A 22,387-nucleotide genomic window follows, 5' to 3' on the forward strand; every position below is an offset into this window, starting at 1 on the left:
AGTCCCGCCGCTTGGCGCTTGCGTCGTACCGCCACTTTACCTAGAGGCGCGATCGCGACGGGTCCCGGAGACGGGACTAAAAGGGAATTCGGAAGCGGGCGACCGCAAGCCGGAGCTGCCCCCGCAACTGTGATCGGCGAGCGATCGTCCGCACATGCCACTGGATGTCTCAACATCCGGGAAGGCTGGGCGACCGCGATGACCCGAGAGCCAGGAGACCTGCCCGTCGCGGTCGTTCCATCATGCGGGCGGGGTGCACCACATGATCGAGGCGAAATCCTCGCGTGACGACGATCGTAAAGGGTCGCGCGCGGAGGATATCCATCCTTTCCGTCCGGGGCCCTGATGACTTGTCATTGAGGGGTTTCCGCCATGTCCAGACTATCGTTTCTCTCCTGCATCCTGCTCTCGACCGCGGCCCTGCCGGCCGTCGCCCATGCCGAAGACGCAGCCGAAGACGCCGACACCATCGTCGTCACCGCGACGCGGACCGAAACGCCGCTGTCGCAGGTCGCCCAGTCGATCTCCGTCGTGGATGCGAAGACGCTGGAATTGCGGCAGACGCCGTCGGTCGCCGAGCTCCTGCGCACGCTGCCCGGCGTGACCATCGTCCGCAATGGCGGCCTGGGCTCGACCACCAGCGTCTTCATCCGTGGCGCGGAAAGCGACCAGACCGTGGCGCTCATCGACGGGGTCAAGCTCAACGACCCGTCCGCACCCGGCGGCGGCTTCAACTTCGCCGACCTGCTGACCGACAATCTCGACCGGATCGAGGTGCTGCGCGGGGCGCAATCGGTGCTGTGGGGCAGCCAGGCGATCGGTGGCGTGGTCAACCTGATCACCTCTGCGCCGACACAGGGGCTGCAGATCAAGGCGAGCGGCGAATATGGCCGCTACGACGCCGGTCGCGCCGTCGCCAACATTTCAGGCACTGTCGGCCCTGTCGCACTCAGCGCGGGCGCCGGCTATCTGACCACCGACGGCATCTCGGTCGCGGACCGTAGCGGCGGCGGTACCGAGCCGGACGGCTATCATCTGTTCGGAGCCCATGCGAAGGCGCAGGTCGCGCTCGCCGACGATCTGTCACTCGACCTCCGTGGCTTCTATACGAAGAGCAAGGTCGACCTCGACGGCTTTCCGCCCCCCAATTTCGAACTCGGCGATACCGACGAATATTCGCGGCAGGAACAGATCGTCGGCTATGCCGGGCTGAACGCCGCGCTGTTCGACGGCCGGCTGAAAAACCGCCTTGCGGTCGCCTGGACGCGGATCGATCGGCAGAATTACGACCCGGCCGGCACGCCAATCCTGACCTTCGATGCGCTGGGGCGCAATTTGCGTTTCGAATATCAGGGCGGTGCGGAACTTGCGCGCTCGGCCGACGTCACCTTCGGCGCCGAGCATGAAGGCCAGCGCTACCGGACCGAAAGCGTCTTTTCGCCGCTCGATCGCAAGAAGGCGAACATCGACAGCGTCTATGGGTTGCTGACGCTGCGTCCGCTCGCGGGGGTGACGGCCGCCGCCGGCATCCGACATGACGACCACAGCCAGTTCGGTGGCAAGAGCAGCGCCAACGCCAGCCTCGTATGGACTCCGAATGAGGGCGCAACGATCCTGCGCGCTACTTATAGCGAAGGATTCAAGGCGCCCTCGCTGTATCAACTCTACGGCGACTTCGGAAATGACGACCTCCGCCCCGAAGTAGCGAAGAGCTGGGATGCCGGTGTCGAACAATCGCTGATCGACGGGCTGCTGCAGGCGCGGGCGACCTGGTTCGAGCGCCGGGTGGTCAACCAGATCGACTTCGACCTGTCGACCTTCACCTACGCCAATATCGCCAGAGCGCGCGCACGCGGCGCAGAGATCGAACTGGTGATGCAGCCGACGCCCGGCTTCGAAGTCCGCGCAAACTACACCTACACCAAGGCTCAGAACCGCGAGCGGAGCAGTGCCAATTTCGGCAACGACCTCGCACGTCGCCCGCGTAACGCTGTGAGCGTGACGGCCGATTATGCATGGAGCGCAGGCTCGATCGGCGCGACGATCACCCATGTCTCGAACAGCTTCGACAATGCCGCCAACAGCGTCAGACTGGGCGGCTATGCGCTGGTCGACATTCGCGCGAGCATGCCCCTCACCGAGAATGTCGAGGTGTACGCGCGCGTCGAAAATCTCTTCGACGAGCGCTATCAGACCGCCTCCGGCTACGGCCAGCCCGGCCGCGCGGCTACGGGCGGCGTCCGGCTGCGATATTGAGACCGACCCGGCGGGCTAGTCTTCGGGCACGTGCGGGCAAGGCACTTTCCGACGGAAGCCGGAGGCTTCCGGCCGGGACGGGCCGCCGATCGTCAGAGCCTGCCCGCAAGAGCGAAGACGCGCATCGCGTCGAAGATCGTGGGCGCGTCGAGCTTGGCGAGAGCCAGCGCCCGCGCGCGCTGCACGTCCCGCGGGGTCACACCCATTGCCGACGCTATGTCGGCGTTCGACTGCCCTTCGAAGATCAGCGCCATCGAACGATCCTCCTCGCTGGTCAGCGCCGCCACCCGGGACTGCGCATGAGAGACGAGGGCCTGCCATTGGCCGTCCCCCCTCAGGCGGTGCAAGGCCCGTTCGACCGCGTCGAACAGCGCCACAGGATCGACGGGCTTGTGGAGAAAGTCGACTGCGCCCAGCCTGAACATGCTGACCGCAGTCGCGAAATCGCTGAATCCCGTAACGACGACAAAAGGAAAAGACGGCGAGCGGCGCGACAGAGCCTCGACGATCACGCTGCCGTTCGATCCCGGAAGCTGCATGTCGACGAGCACGCAGCCTGGATCCAGGCTGTCGAGCGCTGCGAGAAAGCTGTCGCTATTGTCGAATTCGGCGTGGTCCCAGCCTCCGTCGGCCTGGAACAGGCTTATGATCGAGGCGCGCACGATCGCTTCGTCATCAATGATGTAAAGCCATTTGCCTTTCATCGCCGCAGGACGACCACACCCAACGCCACACAAACCTCCACGCCACCATCTTACAGACAGAGAATTCCGATAATCATCAAATTCCATCTGGCAACATAAAATTAAATATCAGTGAAATTTATCAGATCGAAACCTCACAAATGAGCCCTGTTGCAGCAGTGTTTGCAAATAAATACCGACTGACAAACGCCAGAACCACGTGAAGATCACATTTACGCCGATGGGAAAGATAACGGATTTTTACTGTAAAATCGTGAAATTTATTTGTGCGTTTTATATTTAGGCCAATACTGTCATGCTCGAGACGGCATCGCCGTTTCAAGGGATGCCCTGGGCCCCTCTCCGCATGTCGATACCTGTCGGATCGGCCGATCGATCGTGCGCGGACGGCTATGCGAAAAGCGCAGACGGCTCGCTTCTCCGGTGTTCTACCTAGGCGTGGAAACCCCTCGTTAAGCCCAGCCGACTAAAGTGCGTCCCGCAATCATGGGCTGACGAGCGGCTGAATGGCAAAAATCCTGACCGTGGACGATTCCTCGACTATCCGGCGGCTGCTCGGAGCGGTTCTCCGCGGACAGGGTCATGACGTGGCCGAAGCCGAGGACGGCGTCGCCGCGCTCGAATGGCTCGCCGAACATGACCGGCCCGATCTGCTGATCACCGACATCAACATGCCGCGCCTGGACGGGCTGGGCCTGGTCGAAGCCGTGCGGTCGCTGGACCGCCACCGCGATATCCCGATCCTGGTCCTGTCTACCGAATATTCGGACGAGAAGCAGAGCCGCGCGCGCAAGGCCGGAGTTGCCGGCTGGATCATAAAGCCGTTCGCGCCGGCGAAGCTCCTGCACGCCGTGGAGACCGCGGCCGCCTGAAAGCTGCGCCCATCCCTTCAGGCCCGCTGCCGTCCGAAGAGATCGAGCAGTTGCGCGGCGCTGCGGTCGACGTCATGCCGCGCGACCACGCGGCTACGCCCTTCCGAGCCGAGCGCGGCGAGCCGTTCCGGCGAACAGTCCAATGCTTCTGCCATCGCCTTGGCCAGTCCGACCACGTCGCCGGGTGCCACCAACCAGCCGCAGCGCTCATCCACCAACTCGGCTATGCCCGCGACCGGGGTCGTCACCACCGGCCGGCCGAGCGCCAGCGCTTCCATCAGCACGATAGGAAGCCCTTCGGCATGACTCGGCAGGATCAGCGCCCTCGCCTCGCCGATCAGCCGGCGCACCTCGTCATTGTCGCGCCAGCCAAGGAGCCGGACATGGTCCGCCACCCCGGCTTTGGCGACGGCGCGCTCGATTGCGCCGCGATCCTCGCCGTCGCCAACCAGCAGAATCCGAGCCTCGGGATGATCTGGCAGCAGCGCCGCCACCGCCGCCGGAATGTCGACTTGCCCTTTCTGGGGACAAAGCCGGCCGACGCAGAGCAGCATCGTTCCAGACGGCCCGGCATCCGCCGTTCTCGGATATTCGCGCAGATCGAGGCCGCAAGAGATGATCTCGATCCGGCTCGCCAAGGCCTCGGGCAGATGTCGGACCAAGCGGTCGCGACAATAGCGGCTGATCGCCACGATGGCTTCGGCATGGTACGCCTTGTCGACGAAGGCGTTGCGACCGAGCACCTCCAGTTCGTCGGGCCCATGCACGGTGAAGCTGTAGCGCGGCCCGCCCAGAAGCCGGGCAAGCATCGCCACCGCCGCCGCGTTGGTGGAGAAATGCGCGTGGACATGGTCGATGCCGAGCGCGGCACAGCGCTGCCGCAGCCTGACCGCCTGCGCCACATAGGCGACGTGCCTGACCACCCCCTCGCCGGCGCGGCGATAGAGCGCCCAGCCATGGCGGATCGCGCGGAACAAGCCGGCGGGATTGCCTAACAGTTCGACGATCAGTCCCGCCAACAGTCCGATCAGCTTGCCACTCAAAAGATATTCGGTCTTGTCCTGCTCGGCGCGATCGGCCGGATCGACCAGCCCCTCGGCCCAGCGGCGGACGGCGAACCGCTTGACCGGCACACCCGCCCGCTCGATCGCGGCGATCTCGCGTCGGATGAAGGTCGTGCTCGTCATCGGATAGCTGTTGAGCAGATAAGCGATCTTCACCGCGACCGGGCCTCCTCGACCAGCCGCACCACCTCTTCCATCCGGGCATGGGTGACGATGGGGCTCTCAACCTGACCGTCTCGCACCAGTTGCGTGAAATGCGCGATCTCATGCCGGTAGAGCGATCCGCCGAGCGGATGGAAATCGCCGCCAATCCTTGCGACGGCATCGTTCAAACGCCGTATCAGAGGATTTTGTCGAAGGGCGCTTCGCCGCCGCGAGATCTGCGGCGCACCGGCGGGCCGCAGGCGCAGACGCTGCGCCGAAAGCAGCGGCGGCGACAGTTCGAGCGTGGCCGCTTCGCCCTCGATACGGAGATCGTTGGACAGACGCTCGACGAAAGAAACCGACAGATCGGAGCGCGCGCCCCCGCCATGGACCAGCGACAGCCGCGCCGCGACGTCGATGCCGTCGGTGTCGCGCTCCACCTCGCACGTCATCCCCGCCACCGGGCCGAGCAGGATCAGCGCGAGCATCAGCGGATAGACCGCACGATCGGCCAGCACCCCCGTACTCGGCATAAACAGACGCGGGAATGCGTCGCGCGAAACCGGATAGCCGAAGCTCGCCTCGAGCCGATCGACACGGCCGAGCCGCCCCTCGGCGACAAGAGCGATCGCATGGGCGACTGCGGGCAGGAAGGGCGTCGCCACCGCCTCCATGAAGGTCAGGCCGCGCGATCGGGCAAGGGCGCTAAGCGCCCGAACATCGGCACCCGCCAATGCGACGGGCTTCTCGCACAGCACCGCCTTACCGGCCTCGAGTGCCAGGCGCGACTGACGCACATGATCGGCATTGCCGCAGGCCACATAGACAGCCTCCGCCTGGTCGGGAGGCACGTCCCCCACCAGCGCGCGCATCGTCGCGGCCATGCGACCGCGACCAATGACGGCGAATCCCAACGACGAACCGCTCATCACCAGCGCATCGGCTCCATCGCGTCGAAGCTCGTCGCCATGCGATGATCCCCGCCCATCTGCATGGCGAGGCTTGCTTCGGTCAGATGCAGCGCGAAATCTCCGGCAAGACGCGGCGAGCGACCGGCGGCAATGGCGCGCATCATCTCGGCCACACCCAGCGCGAAGTTCATCGAGGCGGCGCCACGCCGACCCAGCATCGGATGCCCGTCCCCGGCCCAGGGCACGCGGCGCGCAATCGGACTGTTGACCAGTCGTCTCCGCAGGACATGGCGTCGACGCACCCGCACGGCAGCGCCGTTGGCCCAGGCGTCAGCGACTTCCAATATGCCGTCGTCGCCGAAGATTCGCAGGCGATGGTCGTGCCGGGCGACGATCGAACAGGTCAGCCGCGCGACCATCGCATCGAAATAGAGCGTCGCCGAGGCATAATCGGGCGCAGCATGACCGGCGCCCGTCTGCTCTTCGTCGAGACAGCGCGCGGAACCGCCGACGACGCGGCGCACCGGACCGAAGATCGCCATCAACCAGCTGAGATAATAGCCCGCATGTTCGAGCGTACATCCGGTACGGAACTCGTCGTCCGCCGGCCACGCTGCTCCGCTCGCCGAGAACCAGCGCCGGAAGGGCGCGCTGCTGACGAAATCGTCATCGAGCTCGGCATAAACGAGCCGGGGACGTCCGATGCGACCATCGCGGACGGCCTGCCACAGCGTCTGCGCCGCACGCCCCAGCACGCTGCAGGGCGCCGAGGCAAGGTGAAGCCCGCGCGCCTTCGCCAGCTCGGTCAGCGCGATCGCCTCGCTCATCTCCAGCGCGAGCGGCTTCTCGCTCCAGACATGGAGCCCGGCCTCGAGCGCCTGACGGGTGACGGCGGCATGCGACGACGGGTTGGTGAGGTTGAGTATGATATCGGGCCGCGCCTTGACCACCGCCTCGAATCCCGCCAGCGCGGGGAGCGACCAGTAGGCGGCGAAATGCGCAAGCCGCGCCGCATCGCGATCCCAGACACCGACGATCTCGATTTCGGGAAAGGCGCAGAGCGAGGCGAGGTACAGATCGGCGACATAGCCGGCACCTATGATGGCGATTCGCCCCTTGGATTGGCTTTCCCCCGATGCCATCGCGCGATGCTAGGAGCCGCCGACCCGCTTCGCAATGGTCAGCAGCGGCATATCAATGGCATATCAAAGGCCGTGATCGCCTCACGCTCCGACCGCCGAGCGGGTGGCCTCCGACGCCCCCGAAACGACCGTCATTCGGGCGTAACGAGACCGTTACACGAGCATGTCCCGACGGGTTTTACAGCGCGCGGGAATAGCGATATGATGGAAGCCATGGAATCGGGCCGCATCGAGAAATTGACCGAGGCGCAGCGCATCTGCCTGCGCATGGTTCTCATGCATCTTTCGTCCAAGGACATCGCCCGCGAGCTGGGCATTTCTCCGCATACGGTCGACCAGCGGCTGCGCATGGCGATCCAGATTCTCGGGGTCGCCAACCGCTTCGAAGCGGCCCGGCTGCTCGCCAAATATGAGACCCCGAACGCATATCAATCGGCCGTATATCAATCGCCGCACGTTGCTCAATCGGCCGTACATGCCACTGTCGACCTGTCCGATATCCACGGGATGCGGCAGGCCGAAACGGACTTCCACGGAAGTTCGGTTCGCGAGGAACAGCTGGCTTTTCGAACCCCCGCGTTCGTAACCGGCGGCTCCTTCGTAAACCTGCCCGTCCCCACCCCGGGGAGGGAACGTAATGATCTGAGTGTCGTGCAAAGGCTGGGATGGATCCTCTCGATCGCCATCGCCTCGGCCCTTGCATTCGGCGGACTTCTCGCCGGCCTCGATGCGCTGAAGCGCCTGTTTCAGGTCTAAGCGCTACCCGGACTTTCATCATTGCCAGACAGGGACGTGCAGCCTCGGACGGGCTGCGCGAAGGGAGCAGCACATGTTCAATCGCCAGACCATTCTGAAGCGCCGCGAAGTTGCCCAGGAAGTCGCCGACCGCCTGATGGCGGCCGAGCATGCCATCGACCAGGCGATCGCCCGCACCGCAGAACTGACCGGCTTCATCCCGTCCGCCCGCGCCGAGGCCGACCTCGCCTGCGAAGTCGGCCAGGAAGCCCTCGAATATGCCGCCGAAAGCTTTTCGACGCTGGTCAAGGCCCGCGCCAAGATCATCGCCAGCCACCGTGAGCTCGCCGCGACCAAGGACCAGATCGGTCTGAAGACCTATGCCCTGGGCGGTCTGGTCGGCAAGCCTTACAACTCGGAAGTTCGCCACCTCGCCGAAGTCGCCTGATCGGGAAGAGCCGCGCCGGGAGCGGCCATGCCATGCTTGACCGACCGGAACCGATATGATCCGGTCGGGCCATGGCCCTCCTCAACCAGCTCTTCTACCTGTTCGTGCTCATAGCCGTCGCCTCCTATGCAGGATGGCAGGGCGGCTGGCCCGAACGGATCGGTGCGGTGATCATGGTCGTCGGGTCCATCCTGACCGTGATCGCAGCGATGTCCTTCTATCCGGGATGGCAGACACCGCAGGCGGGGATCTTCATCGTAGATCTGCTCGTGCTCGCGGCGTTCGGCAATCTCGCCCTCAATAGCGATCGATATTGGCCATTATGGGTAACATCCTTCCATTTGATCGCAGTGACCATTCACCTGGCCACTCTCGCCGATCGGTCGGTCGCAGCGCTGCCCTACGCGTGGGCCGCGGAATTCTGGGCCTATCCGATGCTGGTCGGCATAGCGGTGGGCACCTGGAATCGCCGGCGCCGGGTTCAGGCTTCGGCGCAGCGACCGAATGTCGTGCGATACTAGAATCGCTGATCGAACCGCTGGGCCTGGCCCATGGCGGCGCGATCGTCGACGAACTGCTCGACGAATTCGGCACGCTGCCGGCGATCCTGGCAGCCGATCCGGCGCAGCTGCACGCCTGCCTGCCCGAGGACGGCCATGTCGCCGACCTGCTGGTGGCGATGCGGGTAGCAATGCTTCACTCGCTCAGGACGCGGCTTAGCGCGAGTCCGATCCTGTCGACATCGGAAGCGCTGACCAACTATCTGTTCGCGAGCATGGCTTATAACGGGATAGAGCATCTGCGGGTGCTGTTCCTGAACTCGAGCAACCGCCTGCTGCGCGACGAACTCATGTCGCGCGGCACCGTCAATCAGGCGCCGCTCTATCCGCGGGAGATCCTGAAGCGGGCACTGGAACTCGGCGCGACCGCGCTGATCCTGGTCCATAACCATCCGTCGGGCGATCCCACCCCGTGCCAGGCCGACGTCAAGGCGACGGCGCATCTGGTCGCGGCTGCCCGGACGCTCGACATTGCCGTTCACGACCACCTGATCGTCGCCCGGACCGGCTGGCGCAGCCTGCGCGCCGAAGGGTTGGTGTGAGGCCATGTCCGGCGTGGAGGGCAAGAAGAGTAGCAGCGTAATGGAGACGAGTATGATCCGCGACTTCGCCAGGAGGGTGATCGACGATTTCGGCGATCAGACCGACAGCTATGTGGCGAGCCGGATCGGCATATTGATCCGGGATGGCGACAGCTATGGCGTCGGCCTGTGGAAGGCCGTCGCGACCGAGATCGATCGCCTCCGCCTGCCCGAAAAGACGATGCCGCGCAGCCGGCACTGAATGAAGATCAGCACAGGCCGCGCATCGATCGCGGCACATGAGTACCCGGTCGGTCGTCCTCCCCCCGATCCGACCGACCGGGGACACCAGGGAGGACTTCCAGCCCCCACGGGGCGGCGGATCGACAAGGGGCTTTGCGATCCGCCGCCCATCGGACTGACGACCGCACCATCTCCATCTCAGCTTTCGACCGGCCGGCGCTCACAACGAAGCGCAGCGAATCCGCTTTACGCCTCGTCACCCATGCGCAGTGCGGCGATGAAGGCCTCCTGCGGGATGTTGACGTTGCCATATTCGCGCATCCGCTTCTTGCCCTCTTTCTGCTTCTCGAGGAGCTTGCGCTTGCGGGTTGCGTCGCCGCCATAGCATTTGGCGGTGACGTCCTTGCGCATCGCCGCGATCGTCTCGCGCGCGATCACCTTGCCGCCGATCGCCGCCTGGACCGGAATCTTGAACATGTGACGCGGGATCAGGTCCTTGAGCCGCTCGCACATGTGCCGGCCGCGCGCTTCGGCGGCGGCGCGGTGGACGATCATGCTCAGCGCGTCGACCGGCTCGCCATTGACCATGATGCTCATCTTGACGAGGTCGCCCTCGCGATGGCCGATCTGGTGATAGTCGAAGCTGGCATAGCCCCGGCTGATCGACTTCAGCCGGTCGTAGAAGTCGAACACGACTTCGTTGAGCGGCAGTTCATAGGTGATCTGCGCGCGTCCGCCGACATAGGTCAGGTTCTTCTGGATGCCGCGCCGGTCCTGGCAGAGCTTGAGCAGCGACCCGAGATATTCGTCGGGGACATAGATGGTCGCCTCGATCCACGGCTCCTCGATCATCTCGATCCGGTTGGGATCGGGCATGTCGGCCGGGTTGTGCAGTTCGATGACCTTCGCATCCTCATTCTTCGAATGGCTCAGCGACAGGCGATAGACCACCGACGGCGCGGTGGTGATCAGGTCGAGATCATATTCGCGGGTCAGCCGCTCCTGGATGATCTCCAGATGGAGCAGGCCGAGGAAGCCGCAGCGGAAGCCGAAGCCCAGCGCCGCCGAGGACTCCGCCTCGAAGCTGAACGAGGCGTCGTTGAGGCGAAGCTTGTAGAGGCTCTCGCGCAGCTTCTCGAAATCGGCGGCGTCGACCGGGAACAGCCCGCAGAACACCACCGGCTGCACTTCCTTGAAGCCCGGCAGCGGCTCGGCAGTCGGCCTCTTGGCGTCGGTGATGGTGTCGCCGACGGCGGTCTGGCTGACCTCCTTGATCTGCGCGGTGATGAAGCCGATCTCGCCCGGCCCCATCTCGCCGAGCTGCTCGATCTTCGGCCGGAAGCAGCCGACCCGGTCGACGAGATGGACGGTGTCCGCCTGCATGAACCGGATCTGCTGGCCCTTCCTGATCGTGCCCTCGACCACGCGGATCAGAATGACGACGCCGAGATAGGGATCGTACCAGCTGTCGACCAGCATCGCCTTGAGCGGTGCCGAGGCGTCGCCCTTGGGCGGGGGAATGCGGGTGACGATCGCCTCGAGAATCTCGTCGATGCCGATGCCCGACTTGGCGCTGGCGAGGACGGCATCGTCGGCGGGAAGGCCGATGATATCCTCGATCTCCAGCTTGACCTTCTCGGGCTCGGCTGCGGGAAGGTCGATCTTGTTGATGACGGGCACGATCTCATGGTCATGCTCGATCGACTGATAGACATTGGCCAGCGTCTGCGCCTCGACGCCTTGCGCGGCGTCGACCACCAGCAGCGCGCCCTCGCAGGCGGCCAGGCTGCGCGACACCTCATAGGCGAAGTCGACATGGCCCGGCGTGTCCATCAGGTTGAGGACATAGTCCTGGCCGTCGCGGGCAGTGTAGTCGAGGCGCACGGTCTGCGCCTTGATGGTGATCCCACGCTCCTTCTCGATATCCATATTGTCGAGCACCTGCGCCGACATCTCGCGATCGGACAGGCCTCCGGTGCGCTGGATGAGCCGGTCGGCCAGCGTCGACTTGCCATGGTCGATATGGGCGATGATCGAGAAATTGCGGATGCGGTCGATCGGAACTGTCACGGACATCTCTGAATAAGCGGGAGCGGTTGGCGGGGGCCATAGCAATGCTGGCGCCGCGAAGCAAAAGACTCCCGAAAATAGAGCGCAGCAGCATCGCGCGGGGCGGATTTCAGGAAACGTCAGACCAGCAGAGCGCGGGAATCGCTTACTCCGAAGCCGTCGGGCTGCGGCTCGCTTGCAAACGGGGGAATGTCATGAAGCTTCTGATTCCGGCGGCGCTGATCGCCACTGTCGCATTTCAGCCGGCGCTCGCCGCCAAGGAACAGCCGGTCGCGCTCGCCAAATGCGACGCGCCCATCGGCAGCATCGCGGTTGTCGACGGCGAAGCCCAGGGCTGGACCAAATATGGCCTGTCGAGCCCGCGCGACCTGATCGCGGCGATGGCGGTGCAGAGCAACTGCTTCACGCTGCAGGCGACCGGCAGCAACAAGCCGGCCGACTTCCTGATCAACGCGGTGGCGGGCGACAAGGAAGAGATCGACCAGACGATGAATACCGCGAAGGGACTGGCCACCGAAGCCCTGGTCCGCTCGGGCGCGGCGAGTTCGCTGCTCGGCAGCATGGGCGGCTTCGGCGGACAGGCGTTCGGCATGCTCGGCGGCCTCGGCGGCAAGAAGAAGACGATCGCGGCGGGCCTGCGCGTCATCAGCCCGGCCACCGGCCAGACGATCGCTTCGGGCAGCGGCACCCAGTCGAAGACGCAGATATCGATCGGCGGCATCGGCGGCGGGATCGGCGGCAATCCCTGGGCCGATGCCGCCAAGGCGCAGATGACCTCGATGGGCTATGGCGACTATGCCAATGGCGGCTACGCCAATTCGAAGGACGGGCAGATGCTCGCCGCCGCTTTCGTCTCCGCCTTCAACGCGGTCGTCGCGCAGAAGGCGGCGCTGGTCGCGGTGAAGCCGGCGGCAACCGCAGCGACGCCCGCCACCCCGGTGGCGACGGCCGCCTCCTATGTCACCGCGATCGACACCAAGCTCTACGCCAAAGCGGCCAAGGGCGACGCCGTCCGTGCACTGCGCGCCGGCACATCGCTCAACCCGACCGGCGGCCGCGAAGGCCTCTTCGTCGAGGTCAGCGACGCCTATGGCACTAAGGGCTGGGTCTCGGTCGAAGATCTCAAATAAGGCAGACTGCCTGCTGATGACGCAAGGGGCCGTCCCGCATCGGCGGGGCGGCACTTCTCGTCAACCGGCAATCCGCCGCGCGGCCATATAGCCCGACATGCCGCCCAGCCCCGGCCCCGGATGGGTCGAGGCACCGATCTGATAGAGCGCCTTGACCGGCGTGTCGTGGCGGCTCGGCACCGCTTGCGGGCGCCACAGCATGAACTGGTCGATCGAGCAGAGCCCGCCATAAGGATCGCCACCGACCAGATTGCAGTTCAGCGTCTCCAGATCGGCCGGCGAGATCGCGTGGTGGCCGATGATCCTTTCGCGCAGGCCGGGGCTCAGCGCGCACAGGCGGTCGACGATGCGATCGGCATAGGCTTCGCGCACCGCTTCGGTCCAGCGCCCGTCGGCGGGGACCGCGATATCGCCGAGCGCATCGCCCTTCAGTTCGCCGTTGCGCGGCAATTCCTGCAGCTGGATCCAGAGGATCGCTTTGCCCTCAGGCGCTCGGCTCGGGTCGATCGCAGTGGGCTGCGCGACGACGATCGTCGCCTCGGCGGGGAGCAGGCCACGCTCGGCTTCGTTGACCGCGCGCGACACCGCGTCGAGCCCGTCGGTGACATGGAGCATCGCCACCTTCGCGAGCGACGCGTCGGGCCACTCGGGCGGAGACGACAGCGCCAGATGGATCTGCATCTCGCCCCGGCCATATTGGAAGGCGGCGGCCTCCTGGCGCACCGGTTGCGGCACGTCGACATCGGCCAGCAGCCGGTCGTAAAGTTGCGTCGGCGTGACCGAGGCGACGACCGCCCGGCGCGCCGCGATGCGCTCGCCATCGGCCAGCCGCACGCCCGTCGCCTTGCCGCCCGCAACTTCGATCGCCTGCACGTCGGCACCGATACGGATCGCGCCGCCATGCTCCTCGATGAGCGCACGGAAGGCGGCGACGATCCGGTCACTGCCGCCTTCGACCATCGGCGCGCCGACCGCTTCGAGCGAGAAGAGGACGAGCCGGTTCATCAGCGCCGACATGCTGCTTTCGGGTGACAGGCCGACATGCAGAACCCAGGGGGCGAACAGCCCGCGCGCGGCCGGCGAGGTAAAGTCCTGCGACAGCCAGCCGCGCGTCGAGCGCAGCGCCTTGCCGAAGAAGGCCGCAAGCCCCTTGAGCCCGCGCCGCCGCGCTTCACCGAGCAGTAGTCTGATCGTCGGCCAGGACCAGAGCTCGCCGCCGAGCAGGCCGAAGATCAGCCCCGCATCGGCCTCGACCGCCTGCATCGCCCGGCGATAGGCGTCCCCGTCGCCGGGTGCCGCCGCATCGAGCGCGGCGACATTGGCCTCGCGATCGGTGCGGAACAGCAGCGCCGACCCGTCCGACCGCAGCAGCGCGGTCGGCGCGTCGGTGTTGACGAAGCGAAGCCCGTGCCGCGCCAGCGCCGGGCCGAGTTCGCCATAATGCGGCGAGGTCACGAACAGCGGGTAGAGCGTCGACAGCGTATCGTGGCGAAAGCCGGGAAGGGTCAGCTCTTCGGTCCGGATGCAGCCCCCCGCGACGTCGTTGCGCTCGAGCAGCAGGACGCGCTGTCCGCGCAGCGAGAGCATCGCGCCGCAGACCAGCGCGTTGATCCCGCTGCCGATAATGACGACGTCGGCGTCGCTCATCCCTGCGCGCCCGACAGCAGCGGCATCAGCGGAATGCGGCGTTCGGGGCCGAGTATGCCGTAACCGCCGTCGACGCTGGTTTCGCTGCCGGTCATGTAGCTGGCGGCGGTCGAGGCGACGAAGCTCACCACCTCTGCCACTTCGGCCGCATCGGCGACGCGTCCGAGCAGGTTGAGGTCGGCCGACACCGCATCGGCATGGGCGCGGTCGCCGGCGGTCAGTCCGTCGAAGGGATCGGACCAGATATGGCCGAGCGTGACCATGTTCACGCGGATGCCGTCGGCGGCATAGTCGAGCGCCTGCGCCTTGGTCAGGTGGCGCAGCGCCGCCTTGGCGACCGGATAGGCCCAGCGCCCGACATGCGGGAACACGCCGGAGATCGAACCGATGTTGACGATCGTGCCACCGACCGCCGCAAGGTGCGGACGCGCAACTTCGCCCAGGATCGCGGCGGAGACAGCCGACACGTTGAGCGTCTCGAGCCAGGTCGCCCGCGAGGTCGCCGAACCTTCGTCGCCATAGCTGCAGGCATTGTTGACGAGGATGTCGAGCCGGCCGAAGCCGGTGACCGCCGCATCGACGAGTGCGGCCAGCGCGGCGTCGTCGGTGATGTCGGTCGCGACGAAGCGCGCGCGTGCGCCGAGTTCGGCCTCGATCGCACGCCCCTTGTCGACGCTGCGCGCGGCGATCAGGACGGTCGCGCCCTCGGCGTGCAGCTTGCGGGTGATCGCGGCGCCGATCGATGCGGCGCCCCCGGTGACGATGGCCACGCGGCCGTCATGCTGTCTCATCAGTTTCTCCCGGTGCTGGTCGTGGAAAGGGTGCGGCCATGGCGCTTCAGCAGGCGCGGCAGCAGGCCGGCATATTCGGCGGCGTCGATCGACACGAACCATTGCCGGATGCGCGTCAGCAGCGGCAGCCGCAGGTCGATCTCGGCCAGCAGCTCGTCCATATGGTGGACCGAGAAGGGGATGATGTTGGTCCCCTTCGAATGTTTGCCGTTGGTGCGCTGCTCCATCCAGGCAAGGCGGCTGTCGATATAGCGGCGCTGCTCCTCCTCCGGCGGCAGGACCAGCCCTCCGACCAGCATATTGGCGATCCACAGCGCGCTGACTTCGGCGTTGAGCTGGCTGAAGAAGGAGGAGTTATAGCCGTTGAAAGCGATGCCCGGCACGCCGAGCGGGAGCATCGACCGGTAGAGGCGGAAATTGCCGCGCTCGTCGGTGACCTTCGACAGCACATCCCGATCGAGAAAGTCGCAGCGCTGGTGCCATCCGGTGCCGCAGATGATGACGTCGGCGGGCACCGTCGTGCCGTCGGACAGGCGCGCCTGCCCCGGCGAAAGTTCGGCGATCTCGCCGCGATGGAAACTGATCCGCCCGTCGCCGATCGCCTCGTAAAAGCCGTCGGTGACGAGGCTGACCGTGCTCCGCGCGATGGTCTCCAGCTTGCCGTCCGGCTCCAGCCCGATTTCCTTGAGCCGCAGCTGCCGGGCGATCACGCCCTGCACGCTGTTCATCATCGCGTTGCGGATCGGCTTGCCGGGCCCGTGGAGGAAGCGCTCGAAGCCCTTGACCTCGATATAGCGGAACAGCCCTTCGCCCAAGCGGTTGAGGAAGAGATGCTTGAAGTTCAGCGTGTTGGCGAGCTTCTTGGGGATCTTCCAGATGATGCTGCGCGCGATCACGCGCGTCGACGCCGCGACCTCCATACAGGCGCGCGCCACGTCGCAGGACGACTTGCCATAGCCGACGACCAGCAGATTGCGTCCACGCGCGATCTCCGGATCGGTGAACTGGCTGGTGTGAAGGATTTGCCCACCTGAGTCGCGGAAGGCGTCGCTGCCCGGATAAGGCGGAATGGCGGGGATGGAGAAGATGCCGTTGCAGACGATCAGATAGTCGAACGCTTTCGTCTCCACGCTGCCGTCGGCCACCGACCGGCTCTCGATCGTCCACCGTCCGCTGCCGTCGCCGACCGGCCGGGCGGCAGTGACCTCGCGGCCGAGGCGGATCGAGCTGCGCAGGCCGAAATGATCGACATAGGTTTCCAGATAGGCCTGGACCTGGGCGCCGGTCGGCCATTCGGGATAGTCGGCGGGCATCGGCCAGTCGGAAAAGGCATAGGTTTCGCGCGGGTTCTGCGTCGTCAGTCCCGGATAGCGCCGCGATGCGGACCACACCCCGCCGATGTCCGCCTCCTTTTCGAAGACGGTCACCTCGAAGCCGAATTGCCTGAGCGTCTTGGCGGTGCTCAGTCCCGCGAGGCCCGCCCCGATGATCGCGATGTCGTGAACCATGCGTCTCCCCATATTCGTGGGAGACAGGCTAAAGCGGGGTCGCGGGAAGCGTTATGCGCGCACTGCCGAGATTGTCCGCTGAGTGCGGCAACCTTGTGCCGCCGCTCGCCCCGGCAGAAGCTCAGCTGGCGCGGCGGCGCAGCGTCTCGGACGGGGTCTCGCCGAACAGCGAGCGATATTGGCCGGCGAAACGGCCGAGCTCGTAGAAGCCCCAGCGACTGGCGACATCGGCGACGCCCAGCGGGAGCGGCGCGCTGGTCAGTTCCTCATGCACGCGCCGCAGCCGGGTCAGCCGCAGATAGGCCATGGGCGAGATGTCGCGGAAGCGCTGGAAGCCCTCGAACAGCGTCCGGCTGCTGACGCCGCTGACGGCGACGAGGCGCGCCATGTCGATCGGCTCGTCGGCATGGTCCTCGATATAGCGCTCGACAAGGCGGACATGACGCGGCGCGATCGCGCAGCCGCCGCGCTGCAGCGCTTCCGAATAATTATGCGGCTGGGTTTCGAGCAGATTGGTGAGCAGCAGCGCCTCCAGCTGGCGCGTGGTTGCCCGGGCCGGGGTCGTCCGGTCGAGTTCGCCCATCAGCGCGGCGACATATTGCCACCAGATCGCGACGGTCCCTTCCATGGGCATTGTCGTCGCAAAGCGAACCGGCGCGCGGATCGGCTTGTCGAGCAGGATCGCCAATTGCTGTTCGAGCGCGTCGCGTTCGATCCGCACCATCGCCTTGGTGCAGGCCTGGTCCCACACCATGCGGACCGGATCGGTCGGGTTGAGCAGGGTCGCCGTCGCCCGATCGGCGCGAAAGCTTTTGCCCTCGGAGGTGATCGTCGCGCTGCCGGCAACCGGCAGCATCAGCAGGTAGAAATCCTCGAGACAGCCGGGATCGATCTCGACCTCGGCGCCATAGCTCATCATCCCCACGCTGATCCGGTCGAGCGCCAAGCTGTTCTGCCACGCATCGAGACGGCCGGTGCCGCCGATGGGATCGAGCCGGTGCGAGCAATAGACCTTCGAGACCTTCTCGCGCGTCTCATCGACGTCGATCGAACGGAAATAGCGATGCGCCGCGAGTGAAGGCGGATTGATGCACAGCATGGTTCGATCCTCGTCAGATGGTCGGTTATGCTCCTGCAATCAGCGCCGGCAGGGTTTCACGATTCCCGCCGGCGCGCAACGCCTGCGTCACATCTTCCACTTCGCGGTCAGATACCATTCGCGCGGCCGGGCGAAGAGCTGCTCGTAGACGCGGAAGGACGCGCCGTAGATGCCGGTCTGCGTATAGCGTTCATTGGTGATGTTGGTGACGCCCGCGACGAAGCTGATCGAGCGGCCGGGCAGGTCCCAGGCGACCGATCCGTTCAGCAGATGATAGCCGCCCTGATAGAGCTCCGCCGTGCTGAGGGCGTCCATGAAGAAGCCCGAGCGGTAGGACCAGTCGAGCCGAGGGGTGATCTCGCCGCCACCCGGTAGCTCGAAGCTTTTCAGCAGCGAGGCGCTGAGCGTCCATCTGGAGATGCGCTCGAACTTCGATGCGCGGGTGATCTCGGTCGCAGCAGGGTCGATCGAGGTATAGGACGGATCGAGATAGCCGGCGCTCGCCTCGACGAAGACGCCTCCGCCGGGCGACAGCCGCGCCTCCAGCTCGGCGCCCTTGATCTCGGCGCGCGCGGCGTTCTTGGTGACCGGGGCCACGCCGGTGAAAACCTGCACCTGCAGATCGTCATATTTGGTCAGGAACACCGCGCCGTTGAGCGTCAGCCGGCGATCGAGCAGTTCGGACTTGAAGCCCGCCTCGAACGCCGACGCCTTCTCCGCACCATATTCGGGCGTGGCGGCCAGCGGCGGGAAGACGCGCTGGACGAAACCGCCGCTCTTGAAACCGCGAGAGAAGGAGCCGTAGAGCATCAGCCGGTCGGCCGGCTTCCAGGCGAGATTGACCATCGGGGTCAGGTCGTCCTCGCTCCGCTTCACCGTCACGAAGGGCAGCACGCGAGTCTTCGGCGTATTGGGGCTGCCGGCGATCAGCTGCGCGCCCGGCGTGCGATCGACGAAGATCGTCTGATCCGGCAGGAAGCTCTTGTCGTCCTTAGTATAGCGCAGACCAGCGGTCAGATCGAGGCTGTCGGTCAGCTTGACCGTCGCCTGGCCGAAGGCCGCATAGCTGCGGGTCTTGAACCGGCCGCCCGACTGGAAATTGACCGGGGTGAAATCGAGGATGTTCACATTGTTGCCGGTCTCGTCGAAATAATAGGCGCCGACCGCATATTTGACCCGATCCGCAAAGGCATCGCCGGTCAGCTGGACCTCCTGGCTGAACTGCTCGTCGGTCAGGCTGTCGAAGAAATGGGTGATCGTCAGCGGCGAATGATCCCCGTCGCGCGCGAAGCGGCCCTTCAGATGGCGATAGGCGGTGATCGACTTGAGCTTGGCCGCTCCCAGGTTCCACTCGATCGTGCCGCTGGCCGCCCACACCTTGTTGCGCGAATATTGCGGGGCCGTCCCGGCATCGGTCGTGCGGCTGACATAGTCATCGCCATAGCAGGCCGCCCCGCTGCCCTGCGGGCTGTAGGGGTTGAAGCCGAGGCAGTTCTGTCCGCCGAGAAAGGTCGCGATATAGTTGTTGAGCAGCGCGAAATTGTCGACCGGCGCGTCGAAGGGCGGGTTGATGACGTAGAAGCCGGGGGTGGCCGGGCTGCCCGGCGGCAGCATCGGCAGCCCCTGCGGGTTGAAAACGGCCGAGCGATAGTCGATCCCCGACAGCGTCAGGGCGGGGCCATGGCTGCGATCGTCGGTGCCTTCGACCGCCAGATTGATTTCAAGGTCGGACGAGGGCGTCCAGCGCAGTTGCAGGCGGCCGGTCTGGGTGTTCACATTGCCCAGGTCCTTCCTGTCGGCGGTGCGGGTGACATAGCCGTCGCGGATGAAGCTGCCGACCGACAGGCGCGCCGCGAGCGTCTCGCCGAGAGGCACGTTGATCATGCCCTTTACGTCGAAGCGGCCATAGCGCCCCGTCGTCGCCTGCGCCGCAGCCTCGAACCGGTCGCGCGGCTTGACCGTTGTCAGGCTGAGCGCGCCGCCGATGGTGTTGCGCCCGAACAGCGTGCCCTGCGGCCCGCGCAGCACCTCGATCCGCTCGACGTCGACCAGATCGAGCAGAGCGCCCACCGAGCGTGCGACATAGACCCCGTCGACATAGACGCCGACGCCGGGTTCAGTCGTGGGCAGGAACTCCTTCTGCCCGATGCCGCGAATGTAGATGGCCGCCGAGGAACTGGCGCCGCCGAAACTGGGGTTGTTCTGGAAGGTCAGGTTGGGCGTGAAGGTAGCGATGCCGTCGACCTTGTCGAGACCGCGCGCGGCGAGCGATTCGCCGCTGAACGCCGACATGGCGATGGGAATGTCCTGCGCGCGCTCCTCACGCTTGCGGGCGGTGACGATGATGTCGCCCTCACCAAGCAGATCGGCGCGCGACGTCTGCGCCCCTTCGCCCGATGCGGCGGTCGTCTGCGCCTGCACGGGCAGGGCGAGCGCCGCCGCGACCGCACCCATCATATGAAACGCCGGACTCCATCCCTTGACCATCGTCTGTCCCCTTCTCCAGCCCCCGCCTTGCGGTGAGCCCATTCCCTTGGCTGGGAGAGAACAGCATTCGGCCGCCACAAGTTATGCAGCCAATGCGGCGGCTGTGCGCCGATTGCGGTTTAGTGACGGCGGCGCGACCGGTCCGCGCCCGATAGAAATATGGACTATAGTCCAATTCATGCTATTGCCGACACCGAACTTCGACGGAGCGGAATGGAATGGCGCGCAGATCGACGGCAGCTCTGGACGAAGACGGGCTTCCGCAGGACATGTCGCGCCGCGAACGCAACAAGGCGCGGACCCGAGCCGCCATCCTGGAGGCGAGCATCATCTGCATGGCCGAATCGGGCGTGCAGGACGCGACGATGGACCAGATCGCCGCCGCCGCCGACGTCGCCCGGGCCACTTTGTTCAACTATTTCCCCAGCAAGAACGACATCATCGAGGCGCTGGTCGCCGAGAATGACGCGGGATTCTTCATGGCGATCGAAGGCTGGCGGCAGGCCACGCATCTGACGACGGTCGAGAAGCTGGCAGGGCTGTTCGCCGCGACCGATCATTATCTGCGGCGCGCGCCCGCTCGGCGGCGCGCTGTTCTCAGCATGTCCTGGAGGAACTGGGGCCAGCCCGGAAACCAGCAACGCGTCCAGCGGGTCGTCGATGCCTTCACCGCCCTGCTCGACGACGGACGTCATGGCGGGGACCTGTCGCCGCAGCTCGACAGCGCCATCGCGGGAGAGATCATCGCGCAGACCTATATGGGGGTGATCCACGCCTGGCGGATGGACGAGGCGCATCCCGCAGCGAATCGGCTCGACGTCGTGGCGCGCCTGCTGGCGACGATGATCGCGCCAGGCACGCCCTTCCCGGATCGCGCTCCCCTGCCACCCGTGCCATCGATCGCAGAAATTCAGACCTGATTATTTTTATGGACTATAGTCCAACTATATATAATATCGAGCCTGTGAAGGCCAAGGAGAGGATGTTGGCTGAGACAAAAGACAATCTCGTGCAGATGCTGACATCTGCCGGGGCGCCCTTCGAACTGATCGACGTGGCGGTCGGCGGCCATGCGATGCGCGGCTTCCGCCGGGCCGAGACCAATCTCGGCGTGCTGCTCGACAATCTCGCGCTGTTCCGGGATCGGGAGTTCATCGTCGATGGCGACCGCCGCCTGACCTATGGCGAGGTCGAAGCGGCGGCGGGCCGGATCGCCCGGCTGCTGTCGGATCGCGGTATCGGGCCGGGCGAGCGCGTCGCGATCGCCATGCGCAACGGACCCGAATGGATGGTCGCCTTCCTCGCCATCATCGCGATCGGCGCCATACCGGCGCTGGTCAACAGCCGGGGCAGCGCATCCGAGATGCTTGCCACGATCGATCTGGTCGGCGCCCGCCTCACCCTGGTCGACGAACGCCGCGACGCGATGCTCGGCGACGCGACGCCGTGCCTCGTGCCGCAGATCGACGCCAGCGCGGGCGGCCCGGCGCTGCCGCGTCCGTCCGCCGGCCCCGACGAAGCGGCGATGATCCTGTTCACGTCGGGCACCACCGGCCGCTCCAAGGGCGCCACCCTGTCGCACCGCGCCGCGCTCACCGGGTTGCTGCTCGCGCAGATGGCAGGCGCGATCATCGCCCTGCGTCATTTCGGACCGGATGCATTGAGCGCACCGCGTCCGCAGCAGACCACGCTGCTCGCCTTCCCGCTGTTCCACGTCAGCGGCTGCCACGCCACTTTCCTGTCCGCGCTCGCATCAGGCGGCCGTCTCGTCGTCGCTGCGCGTTGGGAGCCAGAGGCCATCGTCCGGCTGACCGAGAGCGAGCGCATCAACAGCATATCGGGCTCGCCCGCGATGATCTGGGACCTGGTCCACACCAAGGCCCGGCTCGGTGCGGCGCTCGATTCGCTGGTGTCGGTGTCGACTGGTGGCCAGGCCCAGCCGATCAACCTGCTGAACGCAGTGGTCGAGGCCTTTCCGCGCGCGATCGTCGGCACCGGCTTCGGATCGACCGAGACCGCCGGTGCGGTGGCGATGCACACCGGCGCCGACTATCT

20 protein-coding genes and 1 riboswitch are annotated in these 22,387 nt (G+C 65.7%); of the genes, 10 read left to right on the forward strand and 10 right to left on the reverse strand.

Annotated features, from left to right (window positions below):
* Positions 1-42: 42 nt before the first annotated feature.
* Positions 43-242, forward strand: a riboswitch (cobalamin riboswitch).
* Between the two features lie 130 nt (positions 243-372).
* A complete protein-coding gene (locus KAY22_RS04325; RefSeq protein ID WP_296620422.1) occupies positions 373-2,256 on the forward strand; it encodes a TonB-dependent receptor in 1,884 nt (627 codons plus the stop codon).
* A gap of 92 nt (positions 2,257-2,348) precedes the next feature.
* Here KAY22_RS04325 and KAY22_RS04330 read toward each other — a convergent pair whose 3' ends face one another.
* Entirely contained in the window at positions 2,349-2,960 is a 612-nt protein-coding gene (locus tag KAY22_RS04330) for a response regulator (RefSeq protein WP_296620424.1), read from the reverse strand.
* A gap of 506 nt (positions 2,961-3,466) precedes the next feature.
* On the opposite strand from KAY22_RS04330, the gene KAY22_RS04335 reads away from it, so the two are divergent.
* The gene (locus KAY22_RS04335; protein WP_296620426.1) at positions 3,467-3,832 is read left to right on the forward strand and encodes a response regulator; all 366 of its coding nucleotides are present in this window, start codon (positions 3,467-3,469) and stop codon (positions 3,830-3,832) included.
* Positions 3,833-3,849: 17 nt separating this feature from the next.
* Here the strand turns inward: KAY22_RS04335 and KAY22_RS04340 are convergent, their stop codons facing one another.
* From KAY22_RS04340 to KAY22_RS04350, 3 genes are read right to left on the reverse strand one after another with little or no spacing between them, the layout of a single operon-like run.
* Entirely contained in the window at positions 3,850-5,052 is a 1,203-nt protein-coding gene (locus tag KAY22_RS04340) for a glycosyltransferase family 4 protein (RefSeq protein WP_296620429.1), read from the reverse strand.
* The gene (locus KAY22_RS04345) at positions 5,049-5,969 is read right to left on the reverse strand and encodes a Gfo/Idh/MocA family oxidoreductase (protein WP_296620432.1); all 921 of its coding nucleotides are present in this window, start codon (positions 5,967-5,969) and stop codon (positions 5,049-5,051) included. The genes KAY22_RS04340 and KAY22_RS04345 overlap by 4 nt, the downstream gene beginning before the upstream one ends.
* Positions 5,969-7,093, reverse strand: a complete 1,125-nt coding sequence (locus KAY22_RS04350; RefSeq protein ID WP_296620433.1) for a Gfo/Idh/MocA family oxidoreductase — start codon at positions 7,091-7,093, stop codon at positions 5,969-5,971. The genes KAY22_RS04345 and KAY22_RS04350 overlap by 1 nt, the downstream gene beginning before the upstream one ends.
* A gap of 201 nt (positions 7,094-7,294) precedes the next feature.
* Between KAY22_RS04350 and KAY22_RS04355 the strand changes: the two genes are divergently transcribed.
* The 5 genes from KAY22_RS04355 to KAY22_RS04375 all read left to right on the forward strand — a co-directional run bounded on the left by KAY22_RS04355 (position 7,295) and on the right by KAY22_RS04375 (position 9,619).
* The gene (locus KAY22_RS04355) at positions 7,295-7,849 is read left to right on the forward strand and encodes a helix-turn-helix transcriptional regulator (protein ID WP_296620434.1); all 555 of its coding nucleotides are present in this window, start codon (positions 7,295-7,297) and stop codon (positions 7,847-7,849) included.
* Between the two features lie 73 nt (positions 7,850-7,922).
* Positions 7,923-8,276: a hypothetical protein gene (locus tag KAY22_RS04360; protein ID WP_165323681.1), complete on the forward strand. Its 354-nt coding sequence runs from the start codon at positions 7,923-7,925 to the stop codon at positions 8,274-8,276.
* Positions 8,277-8,347: 71 nt separating this feature from the next.
* Entirely contained in the window at positions 8,348-8,797 is a 450-nt protein-coding gene (locus KAY22_RS04365) for a hypothetical protein (RefSeq protein WP_296620439.1), read from the forward strand.
* Positions 8,683-9,378 carry a DNA repair protein RadC gene (gene radC, locus KAY22_RS04370; RefSeq protein ID WP_296620441.1) on the forward strand — a complete coding sequence of 232 codons (696 nt, stop codon included), beginning with the start codon at positions 8,683-8,685 and terminating at the stop codon, positions 9,376-9,378. The genes KAY22_RS04365 and radC overlap by 115 nt, the downstream gene beginning before the upstream one ends.
* A gap of 52 nt (positions 9,379-9,430) precedes the next feature.
* Positions 9,431-9,619, forward strand: a complete 189-nt coding sequence (locus tag KAY22_RS04375) for a hypothetical protein (RefSeq protein ID WP_296620443.1) — start codon at positions 9,431-9,433, stop codon at positions 9,617-9,619.
* Between the two features lie 227 nt (positions 9,620-9,846).
* Here the strand turns inward: KAY22_RS04375 and lepA are convergent, their stop codons facing one another.
* Positions 9,847-11,670 carry a translation elongation factor 4 gene (lepA, locus tag KAY22_RS04380; protein WP_296620445.1) on the reverse strand — a complete coding sequence of 608 codons (1,824 nt, stop codon included), beginning with the start codon at positions 11,668-11,670 and terminating at the stop codon, positions 9,847-9,849.
* A gap of 194 nt (positions 11,671-11,864) precedes the next feature.
* Between lepA and KAY22_RS04385 the strand changes: the two genes are divergently transcribed.
* On the forward strand, positions 11,865-12,800 hold the full coding sequence (locus KAY22_RS04385) for an SH3 domain-containing protein (protein ID WP_296620447.1): 936 nt from the start codon (positions 11,865-11,867) through the stop codon (positions 12,798-12,800).
* 60 nt (positions 12,801-12,860) lie between these two features.
* On the opposite strand, the gene KAY22_RS04390 is transcribed toward KAY22_RS04385, so the two are convergent.
* From KAY22_RS04390 to KAY22_RS04410, 5 genes are all read right to left on the reverse strand, one after another.
* Entirely contained in the window at positions 12,861-14,447 is a 1,587-nt protein-coding gene (locus tag KAY22_RS04390) for an NAD(P)/FAD-dependent oxidoreductase (RefSeq protein ID WP_296620449.1), read from the reverse strand.
* Positions 14,444-15,238 carry an SDR family oxidoreductase gene (locus KAY22_RS04395; protein WP_296620452.1) on the reverse strand — a complete coding sequence of 265 codons (795 nt, stop codon included), beginning with the start codon at positions 15,236-15,238 and terminating at the stop codon, positions 14,444-14,446. Before KAY22_RS04395 ends, KAY22_RS04390 begins: the two co-directional genes overlap by 4 nt.
* Positions 15,238-16,746 (reverse strand): NAD(P)/FAD-dependent oxidoreductase, encoded by a 1,509-nt coding sequence (locus KAY22_RS04400; protein ID WP_296620454.1) that lies wholly within the window; start codon positions 16,744-16,746, stop codon positions 15,238-15,240. Before KAY22_RS04400 ends, KAY22_RS04395 begins: the two co-directional genes overlap by 1 nt.
* Positions 16,747-16,867: 121 nt before the next feature.
* Positions 16,868-17,845, reverse strand: a complete 978-nt coding sequence (locus KAY22_RS04405) for an AraC family transcriptional regulator (protein ID WP_296620456.1) — start codon at positions 17,843-17,845, stop codon at positions 16,868-16,870.
* Positions 17,846-17,932: 87 nt separating this feature from the next.
* On the reverse strand, positions 17,933-20,332 hold the full coding sequence (locus KAY22_RS04410) for a TonB-dependent receptor (protein WP_296620458.1): 2,400 nt from the start codon (positions 20,330-20,332) through the stop codon (positions 17,933-17,935).
* Between the two features lie 218 nt (positions 20,333-20,550).
* Here KAY22_RS04410 and KAY22_RS04415 point away from each other — a divergent pair, with 218 nt between their 5' ends.
* A complete protein-coding gene (locus KAY22_RS04415) occupies positions 20,551-21,252 on the forward strand; it encodes a TetR/AcrR family transcriptional regulator (protein ID WP_296620460.1) in 702 nt (233 codons plus the stop codon).
* Positions 21,253-21,314: 62 nt separating this feature from the next.
* The coding region (locus tag KAY22_RS04420) for a class I adenylate-forming enzyme family protein (RefSeq protein ID WP_296620462.1) at positions 21,315-22,387 on the forward strand (1,073 nt) is incomplete at its 3' end.

Origin of the sequence: Rhizorhabdus sp., from assembly GCF_018006725.1 — a bacterium.
In the GTDB taxonomy this organism is placed as follows: Bacteria; Pseudomonadota; Alphaproteobacteria; order Sphingomonadales; family Sphingomonadaceae; genus Rhizorhabdus.